This is a genomic window from Actinomyces sp. HMT 175, assembly GCF_016694895.1.
GTDB lineage: Bacteria > Actinomycetota > Actinomycetes > Actinomycetales > Actinomycetaceae > Actinomyces > Actinomyces oris.
Window position 1 is genome coordinate 979640 of sequence record NZ_CP068012.1, and the last position, 15179, is coordinate 994818.

At 67.8% G+C, this 15179-nt stretch carries 11 protein-coding genes and 2 tRNA genes; 6 read left to right on the forward strand and 7 right to left on the reverse strand.

The features are described from left to right. Positions 1–4: 4 nt before the first annotated feature. Positions 5–1045 (reverse strand): glycosyl transferase family 4, encoded by a 1041-nt coding sequence (locus JJJ14_RS04190; protein ID WP_004565311.1) that lies wholly within the window; start codon positions 1043–1045, stop codon positions 5–7. Continuing rightward, positions 1042–1416 (reverse strand): dolichyl-phosphate beta-D-mannosyltransferase, encoded by a 375-nt coding sequence (locus JJJ14_RS04195; RefSeq protein WP_236592909.1) that lies wholly within the window; start codon positions 1414–1416, stop codon positions 1042–1044. Before JJJ14_RS04195 ends, JJJ14_RS04190 begins: the two co-directional genes overlap by 4 nt. A 584-nt stretch (positions 1417–2000) precedes the next feature. Between JJJ14_RS04195 and tagD the strand changes: the two genes are divergently transcribed. After that, positions 2001–2423, forward strand: coding sequence for a glycerol-3-phosphate cytidylyltransferase (gene tagD, locus JJJ14_RS04200; protein ID WP_101586776.1), 423 nt, complete (start codon positions 2001–2003; stop codon positions 2421–2423). Between the two features lie 6 nt (positions 2424–2429). On the opposite strand, the gene JJJ14_RS04205 is transcribed toward tagD, so the two are convergent. From JJJ14_RS04205 to orn, 3 genes are all read right to left on the reverse strand, one after another. After that, positions 2430–3290, reverse strand: coding sequence for a polysaccharide deacetylase family protein (locus JJJ14_RS04205; RefSeq protein WP_201444771.1), 861 nt, complete (start codon positions 3288–3290; stop codon positions 2430–2432). Positions 3291–3496: 206 nt separating this feature from the next. Further along, positions 3497–3572: transfer RNA gene (locus JJJ14_RS04210), tRNA-His, on the reverse strand. Between the two features lie 118 nt (positions 3573–3690). Further along, positions 3691–4302: an oligoribonuclease gene (gene orn / locus JJJ14_RS04215; protein ID WP_040321314.1), complete on the reverse strand. Its 612-nt coding sequence runs from the start codon at positions 4300–4302 to the stop codon at positions 3691–3693. Positions 4303–4484: 182 nt separating this feature from the next. Here orn and JJJ14_RS04220 point away from each other — a divergent pair, with 182 nt between their 5' ends. Beyond that, on the forward strand, positions 4485–6992 hold the full coding sequence (locus JJJ14_RS04220; RefSeq protein WP_201444772.1) for a serine/threonine-protein kinase: 2508 nt from the start codon (positions 4485–4487) through the stop codon (positions 6990–6992). Positions 6993–7090: 98 nt separating this feature from the next. Here the strand turns inward: JJJ14_RS04220 and JJJ14_RS04225 are convergent, their stop codons facing one another. Then, on the reverse strand, positions 7091–9778 hold the full coding sequence (locus tag JJJ14_RS04225) for an ATP-binding cassette domain-containing protein (protein ID WP_201444773.1): 2688 nt from the start codon (positions 9776–9778) through the stop codon (positions 7091–7093). 395 nt (positions 9779–10173) lie between these two features. Between JJJ14_RS04225 and JJJ14_RS04230 the strand changes: the two genes are divergently transcribed. The 4 genes from JJJ14_RS04230 to JJJ14_RS04245 all read left to right on the forward strand — a co-directional run bounded on the left by JJJ14_RS04230 (position 10174) and on the right by JJJ14_RS04245 (position 14545). Further along, a tRNA-Arg gene (locus JJJ14_RS04230) sits at positions 10174–10246 on the forward strand. A gap of 308 nt (positions 10247–10554) precedes the next feature. Continuing rightward, positions 10555–12156, forward strand: coding sequence for a GTPase domain-containing protein (locus JJJ14_RS04235; protein WP_009747438.1), 1602 nt, complete (start codon positions 10555–10557; stop codon positions 12154–12156). Beyond that, a complete protein-coding gene (locus tag JJJ14_RS04240; RefSeq protein WP_004565303.1) occupies positions 12153–13655 on the forward strand; it encodes a GTPase in 1503 nt (500 codons plus the stop codon). The genes JJJ14_RS04235 and JJJ14_RS04240 overlap by 4 nt, the downstream gene beginning before the upstream one ends. A 167-nt stretch (positions 13656–13822) precedes the next feature. After that, the gene (locus JJJ14_RS04245) at positions 13823–14545 is read left to right on the forward strand and encodes a single-stranded DNA-binding protein (RefSeq protein ID WP_201444774.1); all 723 of its coding nucleotides are present in this window, start codon (positions 13823–13825) and stop codon (positions 14543–14545) included. Here the strand turns inward: JJJ14_RS04245 and JJJ14_RS04250 are convergent. Further along, positions 14538–15098: a TY-Chap domain-containing protein gene (locus JJJ14_RS04250; RefSeq protein ID WP_075415567.1), complete on the reverse strand. Its 561-nt coding sequence runs from the start codon at positions 15096–15098 to the stop codon at positions 14538–14540. The genes JJJ14_RS04245 and JJJ14_RS04250 overlap by 8 nt on opposite strands. Positions 15099–15179 lie beyond the last annotated feature (81 nt).

The window sequence follows — 15179 nt, forward strand, 5'->3', positions numbered from 1 at the left end:
GTCCTCACCTCGCCCTTCGAAGGGTGGGGAAGGGGTTGGGGGCTCCGATGATGGAGGGCATCTTCAGGTAGACGATCAGGACTGCTGCCATGGCGACCTGGGGCATCCAGAGTCGGTTGCTGGTCAGGAGGCTGCTGGCCGCCAGGGCGGAGCACGCCGCCGCCGCCAGGGTCACCAGGAGGGCGGAGGCCCAGTGCGGCCATCCGGCGCAGACCAGGCGCTGGTAGACGTGCAGCCGGTGCGGCGCGTACCAGCACTGGCCCGCTCTCAGCCTCATCCACAGGGTGTAGCCGGTATCCGCCAGGAGCACGAGGACGGGGGCGAGAGCCGCCTCCACGGCCACGCCCCGGGACAGGCAGGCCGTCACGGCGAAGGCCCAGGCGCTGCCCAGGGCGTAGGAGCCGGAGTCACCCAGGAACACCTTGGCGCGAGGCGTGTTGAATGGAAGGAAGCCGAGGCAGGCTCCGGCCACCGAGACCATGACGAGCCCCAGCCCGGCGACCGGGGCGACGGCTGCCACCTGGACGTACCACAGGGAGGTCAGCAGGGCGTGGCCGCAGGCCAGACCATTGGCGCCGTCCATGAAGTTCGTGGCGTTGACCAGCGCGGCGGTGCCCACGCAGATCGCCGGGGTCCACCACAGTGAGACCTCGAAGGCGCTGTGCGCCACCAGACCGAGCCCTGCGCCCAGGACGAGCTGGAGAACCAGACGGGTCCTGACGGACACCGAGAACAGGTCCTCGATCAGCCCGAGCAGCGCGAAGGCGAGCACGGTCGCCAGCCCCATGAGCGCGACGTCGACCCCGGACATCGCGTGAACAGCGCCTTGCAGGTGCACCGCAGCGAGGACCGCTGTCCAGGTGGCCAGTGAGGCGGCCAGGACGATGGCGAGTCCACCACCGCGGGGGACAGGCGTCCGGTGCAGGGATCTGTCCCCGGGGACGTCGACGACGCGGGCTCTCCTCAGAAGTGGGATCACGGCCGCGGTCAAGGAGGCGCAGACGGCTGCTGTCACGGCGAGTCCGCTCAGGAGCAGGGTGGTCATGAGGCCGCCTCCAGGGCCCGCCGGGCGTGAGCCCGCCATCTCAGGCGGAGCCGCCACTGATCCGCCACCGCGACGGCCGACCCTGCCAGGCCCGCGGTCCACGGAAGCAGATGGACCTGCGTGGCGAAGTCGAGGAAGCAGGAACCGACTGCGAACCCGGCCCCGGCCACGATGATGAAGGGCATGACCCGCGTCGAGGCCCACGGCCAGTAATGCCATGTCACGCACCAGGCGGTCACCTGAATGAGAACCGCGGCCGCGACTCCTATCAGGAGCAGACGCGGATAAAGAATTCGATGCGTTGATAAGAGCGTCCTGATAAGGGTCGCCAGGAAGAGCCACAGCGCCCAGGAGGCGATGTCTCGGCTCACTGCCGAGAAATCAGACGGGAGGCCGGGCGCTGAAGCGGCCACGGAGGGGACACCGGAGGAGGTGCGGGAGGGGGTGGCAAGGGGCCGGGCAGGAACTACTGCGACCACTGGTGACCTCCGGTCTTCTGGGACGGGAAAGGCCTGGGGTGCGGCCTTCTTTACTCGCTTTCTTATAACGGTAGTTGTGTCGCCCAGTAGGAAAAGCGGTAGTCGTCATGATTGGCTCGTCTGCAATCAGACTGTGATGTTCGAGGCTTATCGTGACGGCGCCGAAACCGCTCGTAATCGTTGCTATACCGCGGAATACTGGGGTTCTGTCACATGATGGCCTCAGCTTGTGGTGTCCCGAGCCGAGGGGTGGGGTGGCAGTTTCGCGCATTCATTGGGTTACGCGATAGTGGGTGACGGCCGACATAGTTGAAAGCCTGCTTCAGAGGGGTAACAAAGGATTCTTGGGGGGTGTCTCGTGCCTAGACTTAGTGGCGAGCGCGTTCAACCGCCATACGTGCAACCAACGACAACACCATCGATTCTTGTGTGATTCATACAAAGATCGACGGGTTCAACCCGCGAGGACAATCCCTATGAAACGCATCATCACCTACGGCTCCTTCGACCTGCTCCACTACGGGCACATCGAGCTGCTACGCCGGGCCAAGGCCATGGGTGACTATCTCATTGTTGCGCTGTCGACCGATGAGTTCAGCGCCTCCAAGGGGAAGCGCGCCTACTTCACCTATGAGCAGCGCAAGGCGATGCTTGAGGCCGTCCGCTATGTCGACATGGTCGTTCCCGAGCAGACCTGGGGGCAGAAGAGTCGGGACATCGACGAGTACGGCATCGATGTCTTCGTCATCGGCGATGACTGGATCGGCACCTTCGACGAGCAGCTCGAGGGCCGCTGCGAGATCGCCTACCTTCCGCGGACCCCGGAGATCGGCTCCTTCGATCGGACGCGACCGTGCGGCGAGGGACAGGAGGAGGCCCGGGAGACTCTCGTGCGGTGAGCGCCCTCAGGCGTGACGATTGTGTCCGGGGCCGAAGTAGACGTCGTCGAGCGTGGCCGTCTGCAAAGAGCGCTGACGCAGAATGTCGATGATCTGACCGTAGACGGAAGTGATGGTGGGGAAGTTCGCGTGACCGATGACGATGTGCTGAGCGAGCAGCCATTTCTGTGCCTCACCAAGAAGGACTTCCGGCGTGAGCTGCCCTGAGTCTCCGAAGGAGCCGTACCACATGGTCGTGGTCGTGTAGCCGATCTTGGCGCAGACCGAGTCGGTGTAGGAGCTGCGGCCGCCGTAGGGGGGCCGGATGAAGGGCGCGCCTGTGACGCCGTAGGTGTTGCGCAGCAGGTTCTCGCACTGGGTGAGCTCGTCGATGATCCCGCCCTCCGACAGCGTCGTCAGGTCAGGATGAGTCCAGGTGTGGTTCGCCAGCTGAATCTGCCCGGATTCCACCAGGGGCCTCATCTTGTCCCGGTTGTCGGTCCAGCTCGGATAGCAGCCGGTGACGAAGAAGGTCAGACGGACTCCGGAGTCCTTGGCGAAGTCCAGGTAGGCGTCCACGACTGAGGAGTCGACGCCGTCGTCGATGGTGATGGCCACGACGTTGCCGACGTTCTCCGGCAGGCCGGTGATGAGCGAGTCCGCAGGAGTGGGTGCGGGAAGTGGCGGTGGGCCGTCCTGAAGGTGGAGCGGGCTGAGGGAGGGAGTCGGCGAGGGTGTGGGGGAGGGTGACGTGGAGGCCAGGGGTGAGCTCTGCGTCGGGGACGAGGCCGGTGAGGTGGAATGGGCCGCCGTCCGTGCGGTGTTGCAAGCGCTGAGGCAGCCTGCGGTTCCGGCGGCCAGGGCGAGTAGGAAGTCGCGGCGTTGCATGGGAGGGACTTTCTCGAAGGGTGGTTGTCAGAGCATCGAGCACCTGCTCCGCCGGCAGGGGCGTCGCAGTGAGCACGCTGCTCATTTGTCGGGGCGCAGGAGAGAAGGCTGAAGCCATTGCTGTCCGCAGCAAGCCTGCGCCGCTAAGGTGGCAGCGTCGTTTGCTGCCTTGGGAGGGGGAGAGGGGGCGGATGATCCGCCATCAATGGGGTGGCTGACGGGGTTTGAACCCGCGACCTCCTGGACCACAACCAGGCGCTCTGCCGACTGAGCTACAGCCACCATGTACGGTATCACCGCAACGAGTCGGTACTGTATCCGCTCCTCTCCCCGCACACCAAACTGGAGTCGGTGCACTACGTCACGTTCGAGGGGTGCGCCGAGGACGCCGTCGTCCCGCTCACCTGGTAGGCGTGTTGAGGATCCGCTCAGCCACGTCCTTGCATTCCTGAGAGCTCGGGCCCTCCCCGGCGGGGAACAGGACCTCGCGGTAGTAGCGCAGCTCGTCGATGGACTCCAGGATGTCCGCCAGCGCACGATGGCCGCCGGCCTTCTTCGGCGCGTGGAAGAAGGTCCTGGGGTACCAGCGCTTGGCCAGCTCCTTGAGGGAGGAGACGTCCACGATCCGGTAGTGGAGGTGCTCGATGAGCTCGGGCATGTCGCGGGCCAGGAACGCCTTGTCGGTGCCCACGGAGTTCCCCGCGAGCTGGGCAGTGCGGGGCTCGGGAACCAGGGAGGTCACGTAGTCCAGGACCGTGGAGCGGGCGGTTTCCATGGTCACCCCGTCCTCCAGGGCGGCCAGGAGGCCCGAGGAGGTGTGCATGGTGCGCACGTAGTCGTCCATCTGCTCCAGCGCGGCGGCGGGAGGCTTGATGAGCACATCGATTCCCTCCGCCAAGGGCTTGAGCTCATAGTCGGTGACGACGACGGCGACCTCGATGAGCGCGTCGGCGCTCTGGTCCAGCCCCGTCATCTCACAGTCGATCCACACCAGCGGGTCAGAGGTAGTCATCTGCTTGCTCACGGGAACCACTGTAGTCACCTCGGCGAGCTTCAGAACCGTGGACCCTCCCATGGGGTGGTGAGATTCGAGGCGCGATGGGCGACCGCGTCCTGGCATAGCGGTCCGGCGGTGCAAAGATCGCGATAAGGTCTCTATGAAGTCTGACCGCCCTTGAGCAACACGGAGCACTCATGTCCCAAAGCCCCGACCCCCGTCACCTCGGAAGCTCCTACATCATGGAGACCCGGATCGGTGCGGGTGCCCAGGGAGAGGTCTGGCGCGGTCGGCGTACGGACGCCCGGGAGACCTTGGCCTTCAAGGTTCTGCGTGCGGAGCTGGTGGAGAACCCCGACGTCGTGGAGCGCTTCATCAAGGAACGCTCCACTCTGCTGCGGGTGCGCAGCCCCTATGTCGTCGCCATTCGTGACGTTGTCATCGAGGGCGCCACCTTCGCGATCGTCATGGACTACGTCAACGGCGGTGACCTGCGAGATCTGCTGAGGTCTCACGGCAGTCTGCCGCCTGCGCAGGTGGCGTCCCTGGGGACGCGTATCGCTCAGGGACTGTCCGCGGTTCATCGCGCCGGCGTGATCCACCGGGACATCAAACCCGCCAATGTCCTGCTCAGCTCCCGTCCCAGCCGGGGCGGCGACCCCGCTGAGACAGTCGTCGTCGGTGTCGCCCCGGGAGGGGAGGTGCCCGAGACTGTTGTACCCCGACTGGCGGACTTCGGGGTGGCGCGCATCTGCGACACCTTCTCCGCCTCCCACCTCACCGGGGCCATCGGCACACCGCTGTATATGGCGCCGGAGATCCTGTCGCTGCAGGCCCCGACCTCCGCCGCCGACATCTACTCACTGGGCATCATGCTCTACGAGATGACGTGCGGGACGACGCCGTTCGTGGGGGAGCCCGCCCAGCTGCTGAGCCAGCACGCCCGACGCGATGCGGGCCGGCCTCTGGGAGTGCCCGACCCGCTGTGGGCGCTCATCGCCGCGATGATCTCCAAGCAGCCCGATATGCGTCCCTCCATTGAGGACGTCGCCCAGCGCTTGGACGTCATGCAGTCCGCTCTGGCCGGTCTTCCCGCAGCGCCTCGCCTCGCCTCACCTCCGCAGTCGACGGCCTCGCTCGTTCCCTACGACTGGGACGCCCTCCCTCCTGCCGAGCCCGCGGCTCCGCCGGCGACGCTGCCGAGTCCGGCGGTGACCTCGGCCACGATGGCCTTCGCCCCGGATGCGCCGACCCTGGTGGGCGGGCAGCAGTACGTCCCCGGCCCCGGACAGGTTCCCCTCAGCCCGGGAACGGCAGGGACCGCGGGCATCGCCGCTCCTGCGATGCCGGCCGGCCCCGGTATCTCCAGTCCCTCCACGCCCGCCTTCTACAGCCCGCCGGGCTCGCAGCACCCGCAGGCTACGGCGGGGGGACCGCAGGCCGGCGCGCGTCGGCGGTGGTGGCGCCGTCGGTGGGTGGCTGTGGCCGCCGTGGTCACCGTCCTGGCAGTGGTGGGGGCGAGCGCGACCTGGTGGTACTTCTTCTCCGGAGCGGAGATCGACAACCGATGGGCGGCGGCTCTGCCCGCCGGCAACGGTGTCCGGGAGGAGCTGCGCTACGCGGAGGTCTCCGAGCCCGTCGCATCCGCAGACGGAACCACGATGGCCTTCCAACGCGATGGCAAGAAGCACCTCGTGGATCTCACGAAGAGCACGACGACGCCGGTGTGGAGCGGTGAGTGCTTCAAGGTGCGCCCCTGGGTCGGTGGCTCGATGCTCTGCACCCAGACCAGTGACGAGTCCACGGTGATCGGGGCTGCGGGCAAGACCTCCAAGGTGCCTTTCTCCAAGGGCTCCTTCTACATCGGCGCGACACCTGACCTCGGCATCGTGTCCGACAAGGGGGAGTCCTCCGACGGAGGCTCCATGAAGGCCTACGACGCATCCGGCAAGGAGAAGTGGACTGCTTCCGGTCAGTACGAGGCAGGCCGGGTCGACAACGGTTTCATCCTCACCTACGAGAATAAGTCGCGACAGTTCCAGGTGCTGTCCGCCAAGAACGGCGAGGTGCTCGTCTCGGAGCCCGGAAAGCAGCAGGGCTCGGACTTCGATGAGGACACTCGATTCCCCGGTGGGTTCAATATCGCATCCGGTCCGGAGGCCTTCTCCCGAGTGACGTCCTCGGGTGCCACGATCTACAAGGCCAACGGCAGCGAGGCGGCAACCGTCTCAGGCAAGTTCTCGGAGAAGCACTGGTGGGCGGCGTCAGCACCCCTGAATGTCTCGGCGCTGAAGGACGCCTACTCCTCCTTGGCCAAGGCATCGTCCTCGACCACCCCGGTCATCGGCTCCAGCGGCACGGTCAACGTCGTCATCGATACGAGCGCCTGCACGGCCAAGGTCGGCAGCAAGAAGCTCGCGCTGCCTGAGTTCTCGCAGCGCGAGGGCTGCCACATCAGGCCCATCGGGCTACTCAGTGACGGACAGGTGCTGGTCGAGGTCGGAAGGCAGAGCATATGGGACAGTGAACCGGGCAACCTCGTCGTCGCCGTGTCGCCCGATACGGGCAAGGTCGGTTGGAAGACCCCCGGCGCCTACGGCGGCACGGTCCCTCCCGCCAAGGGCCAGAGCGACGCCCGTCTTCTGGTCGCCCAAGGCGCCTCCTTCTACTTCGATCTGGTGGTCTCCCGGATCACCAGCAAGTAGGAGCACCTGCGATACACGGCCGATACGTGGCGCCGGGGTGCCGACCAGCTCAGTGGTCGGCACCCCGGCGCTCGTATCGGGAGGGCTTGAGACGGGGATCAGCGACGCCCGCGGCGGGCCAGAGCGGCGTAGCACACCACCATGCAGACCAGGCCGATGGCTGAGAGCATGCCGTAGTCCGTCAGCCACTGCGCGGTCTCGTGCTTCCACAACGCGTCGTCACGGTTGGGCAGGATGGCGAGCATCTCCAACGTGGAGGAGGCCATGGCATAACCCCACCGCGACGGCATGAACCAGGCGAGCTGCTCGAAGACCGCCCGTCCCGAGATCGGGATGATGCCACCGGACAGGACCAGCTGGGCCATGATGGAGACGACCAGGACCGGCATGACCTGCTCGGAGGAGGAGACCATCGCGGAGACGGCCAGCCCCAGGAGCCCGGAGACGAAGGCGACGGCCCAGCAGCAGAAGGCCAGCTCCAGCCCCGGCCACCCCTCCAGGATGACGGCATCTGAGGGGCCCTTGTTGAGGGCCAGGGCGATGCCCAGCATCAGTGCGGTCTGAATGGTGGTGATGAGCGCCAGGATGGTCGCCTTGGAGAACAGGTAGGCGCCGGATCTCAGCCCGACGGCCTTCTCCCGCAGGAAGACGTCCCGCTCCCCGATGAGGTCGCGGATGGTTGCTGACATCCCGGAGAACGCCGCCCCGGTGATGAGGATGACCAACAGCTGCAGGGCCTGGCTGGAGTACCTGATGATCGGGGGAGTGGGGTTCTCCGGTGTCGGGGGAGTGGGCTCCGGGTAGTGGGGGACCGCGAAGCCGTCGCTGCCCTCGATGGCCTTGGTGAGCAGTCCCATGATGATGGGGAGCAGCAGCATGAAGGCGAGGTAGGACGGGTCCGCCGCCACGATCCGCAGCTGGCGCCGCACGAGGGTCGAGACCTGCCTGAGCACGGACTGCTGCTTGGGCGGCTTCTCCTGCGTCGCCGGCCCCGCGGACGCTGCGGGAGCCCCTCCTCGCCGCGTCGAGGGCACCGTGGCCTCCATGTACTGACGCAGTTCCGCGGTGTGGTTGCGGATGAGGGCGTAGACATCGGCGTAGCCGTCCACGGCGGGCGGGTCGGGCAGGGTGCCCTTCGGCGTGTTGAGCAGCAGGCGGCCCTGGGAGGCGATCTCGTTGAGCCTCTGGCGGAAGTAGGGGAGTACCTCGCGGGGGGAGCCGTAGTAGACGGGCTTGCCTCCCGCAGCCAGGATGAGGACCTTGTCCGCGCGGTCGATGTGGTTCTCATTGTGGGTGACGACGACGACCGTGCGGCCGGTGTCACCAGGACGTGTGCCGTGAGCCAGGGACGCCAGCAGGTCCATGACGTCACGGTCCAGCTGGGGGTCCAGGCCGGAGGTGGGCTCGTCGAGGAACAGGAGGCTGGGGCGTGTCAGCAGCTCGATGGCGGTGGAGACCCGCTTGCGCTGGCCTCCGGAGAGTTTCTTGACCCGCTTGTCCACGTGCGCGGTCAGGTCAAGATCCTCCAGGACCTCGGCGATGCGTTGGCGCCGCTCGGCCTTGGACACGTCCTTGGCGAAGCGCAGCTCAGCGGCGTACTCGAGGGTCTTGCGGACAGTGAGGGCCGAGTGGATGACGTCGCTCTGGGGGACCACACCGATCTTGTTGCGCATGACCGGGTAGTGCTCGTACACGTCCAGCCCGTTGAAGAGCACCTGGCCCTCCTGGGCCTTCTGCTCGCCGGTGAGGGCCTTGAGCAGCGTCGACTTCCCGGCTCCCGACGGGCCGACGACGGCCAGCAGCTCGTTGCCCGGCAGCGAGAAGGAGATGCCGTCGAGCAGCGTCATGCTGCCGTTGTTGACCCGGAAGGTCAGGTCCTTACCCACCAGCTCGCCGCCGGCTCCGCCGGCGACCTGGACCTCGCACAGACCGTCCGGGCTCAGGGCGATGAAGGTCGATCCCAGACCCATCAGCACGGGCTGGGTGACCTGGACCTGCGACACGCGCTGCCCGGCGACGTACAGACCGTTGGTGGATCCCAGGTCGGTGACGACCATGCCGTTGGGGGAGACGTCGATACGGGCGTGGTGCTTGGAGATGAGCGGGTCATCCAGGACCAGGGTGTTGTCGGGCGCGCGCCCGATGGTGCCCGAGGAGGTGACGCGGAAGGACTTGAGCGTGTGGCGTGAGGTGGGGAAGGCTCCCGAGCCCGCTGAGCTCGATGAGGGAGGCGCCTGGCGGCCCGGGGGTGCCACGTAGGTGGCTGCAGAGGACGCCGATGCCATGGCCTGGGGCATGGGCGCGGCCTGCGCCGGGAGGGCCGCGGCCGGGGGCGGGCCTGCCGGGCGCTGGAGGGGTGCTGCTTGCGGGGCGGAGGCCGCACTCGGCTGCGATGGGATGAAAGGGGCGCTCGGCGCGGATGGCGCGGGCCGGCCCATCTGCCGGGGCTGGTTGGGGGCGCCGGCCTGAGGCGCGCTGCCGGAGACGACCGGAGTGAGCCCCAGCGCTGGCCCGGAGGCGTCGCCCAGCTGGATTCGAGTCCCCTGCGTCACGAGCGCCTCGCGCGTCACGGCCCCGTTGACGAGCATGCCGTTACGGCCCTGGCACCTTACCGCCCACCCGGTTGGGGTGGGGGTCACCTGGAGGTGAGTGCGGGAGACGAGGGGGTGGACGATCTGAACGTCGCTGTCCGGTGAGCGTCCCACGGTGAAAGGAGCGGTGAAGGTGTGGGGCTCCAGTGATGACTGGGCAGAGAGGGAACGCACGATGAGTGCGGGAGTGGGCAAGGCGCAGTCCTTCCGGAGGTGTGGGATGGGGCTGCGGCCACGATACTGGTGTTTCGCCGTCGTCGCTAAGAGTGAGGACTCCCCGGCGTGAGGTTGGATACACGCGGACGACGCCGTCGGGGCAGGTGCGGGCCCTCCCCGGTGTCGATCGAATCGGTCACAGGGTTGTTGCAGTGCGATCACGGTCGTATTGCGGTGATTGTGCTCAGCAGTGTGAGGCGTGAACGTCGCGGCTGCGCAGAACCATTCGCTCGTTCAGATCGATGCGTTCTCGTCATGGCGATGTGATCTTCTCGAGATCGCTTTCTGGTGTTGACGACCGCCTCGGGACGTCCCCCTCGTCAGGGGTGGGGCCGCCGGGTTGATGGCGTAGGCTGGTGAGGCGCTTCGCGCACGCCTCCGTAGCTCAATGGATAGAGCATCGGCCTTCTAATCCGCAGGTTGCCGGTTCGAGTCCGGCCGGGGGCACTGGCGGTCGAGGCCGAGAAGGTTGATATTCCGCGGACTATCGACCGTTCGGGTCGCCGGCTCGCCGGGGCTGTGACGATGGTGTCGCACTCATCGCCCCGTGAGCTCCCCGCTTCTGAGGACGTGGCCGGCGGCTGCGTTCCCGGCCCGCCTGAGAGTGTCATCCGCCTTCTCGAGGGGGACTCGGCGCGCGCTCGCGGTGGTCACAGCGGAGTGACAGGAGATTCTCACTGAGCTTGCGACACATGTGGTGTGAACTGTCGAGATTAATCGTCGACTCTGCTGCGCTGTGCTCATAGTGTTGGCACATGCCCGCTCCTGTCCCCTCGCGCCACTCCAAGGACGATGCCCCCGTCTCCGCCCTGAGTCGCGCTCAGCTCCTCGATGTCCTGTCCGACCTGGTCCGGGACCTCGAGCGCCTCGACCTGGCCCTGAGTGCCGACGGCATCGAGGCTGCGCGCACGTTGCGCGACGGTCTCATCGGGCAGGTCCGTGACCAGGTCGTTCCCCGCCTCCAGGATGCTGATGTTCCCTCCATCGTGGTGGTTGGGGGATCCACGGGAGCCGGGAAGTCCACGCTCGTTAACTCCGTGCTCGGCCAGGAGGTCTCAGTCGCCGGAGTACTCCGGCCCACCACTCGAACCCCGGTCCTGGTGGCCAATCCTGAGGATATGGACTCGCTGTCCGAGCACCCTCTGACCCAGGTCTGCCGCCAGGAGGTCTCCGCTGCCATTCCGGCCGGCCTGGCCCTGATCGATGCCTCGGACCTGGACTCCGTGCACGAGGCCAACCGGGCTCTGGCCGGCAGGCTGCTGGAGGCCGCCGACCTGTGGCTCTTCGTCACCACCGCGGCGCGTTACGGCGACCAGACGCCGTGGACGACGCTGGAGGAGGCCGCGCGCCGCGAGACCCCCATCGGCGTGGTTCTCAACCGGGTACCGGCGAAGATCCTGCCCGAGGTGCGTCGGGATCTCATTACCCGCCTGCAGGGGCTGGGGCTGTCGGAGGCGCCCTTCTTCGTCGTCCCGGATGCCGGGCCGCACGAGGGGCTCCTGTCGGATGACGGCGTCAGCGAGCTGCGTGACTGGCTGCAGCTCCTCGCCGGGCGTCACCGCGCAGCCGGTCTCGTGCGGCGTACCGGCAGGGGGGTGTGGAGCACTCTGCGCGCCGACCTGGAGCGCCTGGCCGACGACGTCGACGCCCAGGACGCGGTGGCCCAGGAGCTGGAGAGGACGTGCCAGGAGCTGAGGGAGACCGCCATTGAGGCGCTGAGCGCTGACATCAGGGCCGGTTCAGCAGGCCAGGGCGCCACCGCCACCCGGTGGATCACCCTGGCCTCCTCCGGAGGCCCCCTGGCCTCGCTGGCCCAGGGAGGCAGGCTGCGCAGAGGATTCCTGGGGCGGGCGGACAAGGCCCGGGCCGAGGGGCTCTCCCAGCTGGCCACTGATGCCCGCGAGGCCCTGGCCAACCAGCTCCAGGCCGCCATGATCGCCTTGAGCGCCGAGGCTCGTAGGGCCTGGGCCGAAGCGGGGGCCGAGGAGCACGCTCGCAGGCTGCTGGGGCAGGGTGATGACGCAGCCGCGACCATTGAGGCCTGGGTCGGCTACCTGGAGGCCAATATCGAGAACCCGCAGGACATCCGTAGACTGAGCCCCGGTAGTGTCATCGACCTCCTCATCTCCGCGGCAGCCGGTGTCGACGGGGCTGTTGCAGCCGCCAGACGCCTGGGACTGGAGGAGCAGACCGCTCAGGCCAGTGCTCTCCTGGTGGAAGCGGTCACCGAGGCGCTGACTGCCACAGTCCCCAAGGGGGCGGCCACCTCGCTCGCCCCCGCCCCTGGGTTCGCCGCTGCGCTGCGTCTGCGCTCGGGCGAGCTCAAGCCCTTTACCCGTCCCGGAGCCACAGCATGAGCCATTCCGAATCCGTCCCCTCCACCTCCTCGGCGCACAGAGGGTTCGAGGTGCTCGACGCCGAGCACCTCGATGCCCGTCTCAGCGCGGTTCGGGAGGCGCTGCGCCTGTGCCCCACGGAGGTTCCGGCCTCCCTGTCGATCCCTGCTCACAAGGCACTTGATGCCGTGGCCCAGCGTCTGGCGCTGGGAGTGGATCACACCGTCGTCGCGCTCTTCGGGGGCACCGGCTCGGGCAAGTCGTCGCTGTTCAACGCCTTGACTCAGCTGAACTTCGCAGATGTCGGCGCGCGTCGCCCCACGACGTCGCGGGCCGCCGCCTGCTCCTGGGGTGACGACGCCGGCCCGCTCCTGGACTTCCTCGGGGTCTCCTCGGAACGGCGAATCCGGAGGGACTCGATCCTCGACGGCGAGGACCAGGGCTCCATGGCCGGTCTGGTCCTGCTCGACGTCCCCGACTACGACTCGGTGACGACGGAGCATTCCCTACAGGTGGATCGCCTCGTTCCGCTGGCGGACATCCTCGTGTGGGTGGTCGATCCTCAGAAGTACGCCGACGCGGCCCTGCACGACGGCTACCTGCGCGGACTGGGCGCCCGCCAGGAGGACATGCTCGTCCTGGTCAACCAGGTGGATACCCTCCCGGAGAGCGGCTTGGCGAGTCTGCTCGATGACGTCGGGTCTCTTCTCAAGGACGACGGGCTCAGTCAGGTTCAGGTGCTCCCGGTCTCGGCCGTGCGCGGCGACAACCTCGACGTCGTGCGCAGCATGCTGCGCCAGCGCGTCGCCCGGGAGTCCAACGCGGCACGCACGGCCTCGGCCGAGCTCGACGCGATCACCCGTCGTCTGCGTCCCACGGTGGCTCGCAACAAGGTGGAGCTCGATGCCGAGCTCACCGAGGAGACCACCAAGGTGCTGCTGCAGGCTTCCGGCGCCCAGGCGGTGGAGGACTCGGTGAGGGCCGGGCTGTCCAGGGTGCTGCCCAGGGCACTGGCCCGTCCCGAACCGCCCTCGCGCACCGCGGTGTCCTCGGCCCACTCCACCTGGGTCCACCGCACCTCGCAGGGGCTGCCGCCCACGTGGGCCCGGAGTCTGGAGGCCTCCGTCGCCTCCCCGGAGACCTTAGCGGGGCAGACCGCCGAGGCGGTTGGTTCAGTGGCGCTGCCGGGGCACCGCCAGCCGCTGATCGACCTGCTGTGGTGGGGAGGCCTGCTCATGGTGCTCGGCGGGGTGTCGTGGCTGACCGCCTCCGTGGTGCGAGAGGGGCTCGAGGTCCTGCACCGCAGCATCGAGATCGCCCCGGTCTGCCTCGTCGCCGTCGGACTCCTGGCGCTCCTGATCGCCACGGTGCGCCGGCGCAGCAGAGCGCGCCGTGAGGCGCAGCGCTATGGACAACGGGTGCGTGACCGCCTGGAGTCCGTGGTTGAGCGAGGACTGAGCCGGCCGGCTGGCAAGATTCTGGACAAGCACCGGGTGCTGCAATCGGCTTTGGGGCTCTAACCCCGTCTGTGCAAGGCAGCTGTGTGGCCACAGCCCTGAGCCTGCCCTTCGGTGAGACAGAGGTGGGGACTGAGCGCGCGGCCGGCTGGGCACTTGAGGGACGGTCCGAGCACCGTTGTGGTGAAGGGGCGGCAGAGGGCCGCCCGCCCACAACCAAGGAGCCCCTCATGACTCGTCAGCTCGACCTCACCGTTCAGGGCGTCGTCGGAACCAATCCGGCCCTGTCCCGTGTCGGGGACAATGCCCGTCCCTACTGCCGTTTCCGCGTCGCCGTCACCCCCACCTACCGCACTGAGCAGGGCTGGAACAATGCCGAGACGATCTGGTTCACCGCCAAGGCGTGGGGCCAGCTCGCCGCCAATCTGAGCCACTCCCTGCGCAAAGGGGACGCAGTCCTGCTCACCGGACGCTTCTCCCAGGAGTCCTGGGAGAGCAACGGCAGGAAGCACGAGACCAACGTCATTACGCTTCAGGCCGCCGGTCACGACCTGACCAGAGGGGAGTCCCGCTTTGCGCGCGTCAGAGCCGCGGAGTCGGCGCCGTCGGCCTCCTCCGGGGCGGGAACCGGTGATGCCGAGCTCGAGCCCGGTGGCGAGGAGCGCGTCCCGTCGGATCACTGGGAGGTTGAGGCGGTGGCCTCAGGCGCCTCGGCTTCACCGGCCCCGGGGCCTGGAGACCCCCGAGAGTCCGTAGGGTCCACCGAGCTCAGTGAGTCCACCGAGTCCACTGAGCCCACCGGGCTTGGTCAGTCCAGCGCGACGCACGCGCAGAGCCCTGAGTCCTTCGTCATCGATCCGGCCTGTGCGCGCAGTGAGGATCAGACTGGGGAGCGGTGGCCCGTCTATGAGCTCGCCGATGATCTCGTCGAGCAGGCCCTCGGGGTCAGCTGATGTCGGAGTGCGCGCGCAGGAGGTAGTCCAGGTCCGCGGGATGGGCGACCTCGAGCACCTCGATGAGGATGCGGGTCACCAGGTCGGCGGTCTCGTCTGCGTCGGACAGCAGCCTGGCGAAGACGTGATGGCTCTCCTGCCAGCCGATCGCCCCCAGGATTCTGCGCTCGGTGGGGCCCAGCAGCACCCGTCCCTGCGCATCGAGCTCGGGCAGCGAGACCTCGACGCCGTCGGAGCGACCGACGAGGACCACGCCCGGCAGGTCCGGGGAGGGGACCGGGGGAGTGACGAGGGACAGCCTCGCCAGCAGCTGTGACCAGCGCCCCTGGGGAACCAGCTCCTCGGGCTTGACCATGGGGAGCGGGGCAGTCAGCAGCAGGGTACCGCCGGAGGGGTCAATGGCGGCCTCGACGGATTCTCCCCGCTGCGCGGGCGGCCTGCACACCTCGTCGAGGAACCGGGCCAGCGACGAGGTGAAGCCCGCCCAGGAACCCAGGTCGACGCGATCCTCGAAGGCACGTGTCAGCGCGGGCGATAGGGAGGTCTCACTCATGCTCCCAAGCCTAGGGTGCGTTGCCGGTCAGTGGTTGGAGCTTGGGGCTGTCGAGGTCTGGGATCACAGGAGGATCACGCC

What these genes read in the sequence shown, in the direction of transcription:
- JJJ14_RS04190 (WP_004565311.1), bottom strand. Translation starts at nt 1,045, where the DNA reads ATGACCACCCTGCTCCTGAGCGGACTCGCCGTGACAGCAGCCGTCTGC.
- tagD (WP_101586776.1), top strand. Translation starts at nt 2,001, where the DNA reads ATGAAACGCATCATCACCTACGGCTCCTTCGACCTGCTCCACTACGGG.
- JJJ14_RS04205 (WP_201444771.1), bottom strand. Translation starts at nt 3,290, where the DNA reads ATGCAACGCCGCGACTTCCTACTCGCCCTGGCCGCCGGAACCGCAGGC.
- orn (WP_040321314.1), bottom strand. Translation starts at nt 4,302, where the DNA reads ATGACTACCTCTGACCCGCTGGTGTGGATCGACTGTGAGATGACGGGG.
- JJJ14_RS04220 (WP_201444772.1), top strand. Translation starts at nt 4,485, where the DNA reads ATGTCCCAAAGCCCCGACCCCCGTCACCTCGGAAGCTCCTACATCATG.
- JJJ14_RS04235 (WP_009747438.1), top strand. Translation starts at nt 10,555, where the DNA reads ATGCCCGCTCCTGTCCCCTCGCGCCACTCCAAGGACGATGCCCCCGTC.
- JJJ14_RS04240 (WP_004565303.1), top strand. Translation starts at nt 12,153, where the DNA reads ATGAGCCATTCCGAATCCGTCCCCTCCACCTCCTCGGCGCACAGAGGG.
- JJJ14_RS04245 (WP_201444774.1), top strand. Translation starts at nt 13,823, where the DNA reads ATGACTCGTCAGCTCGACCTCACCGTTCAGGGCGTCGTCGGAACCAAT.
- JJJ14_RS04250 (WP_075415567.1), bottom strand. Translation starts at nt 15,098, where the DNA reads ATGAGTGAGACCTCCCTATCGCCCGCGCTGACACGTGCCTTCGAGGAT.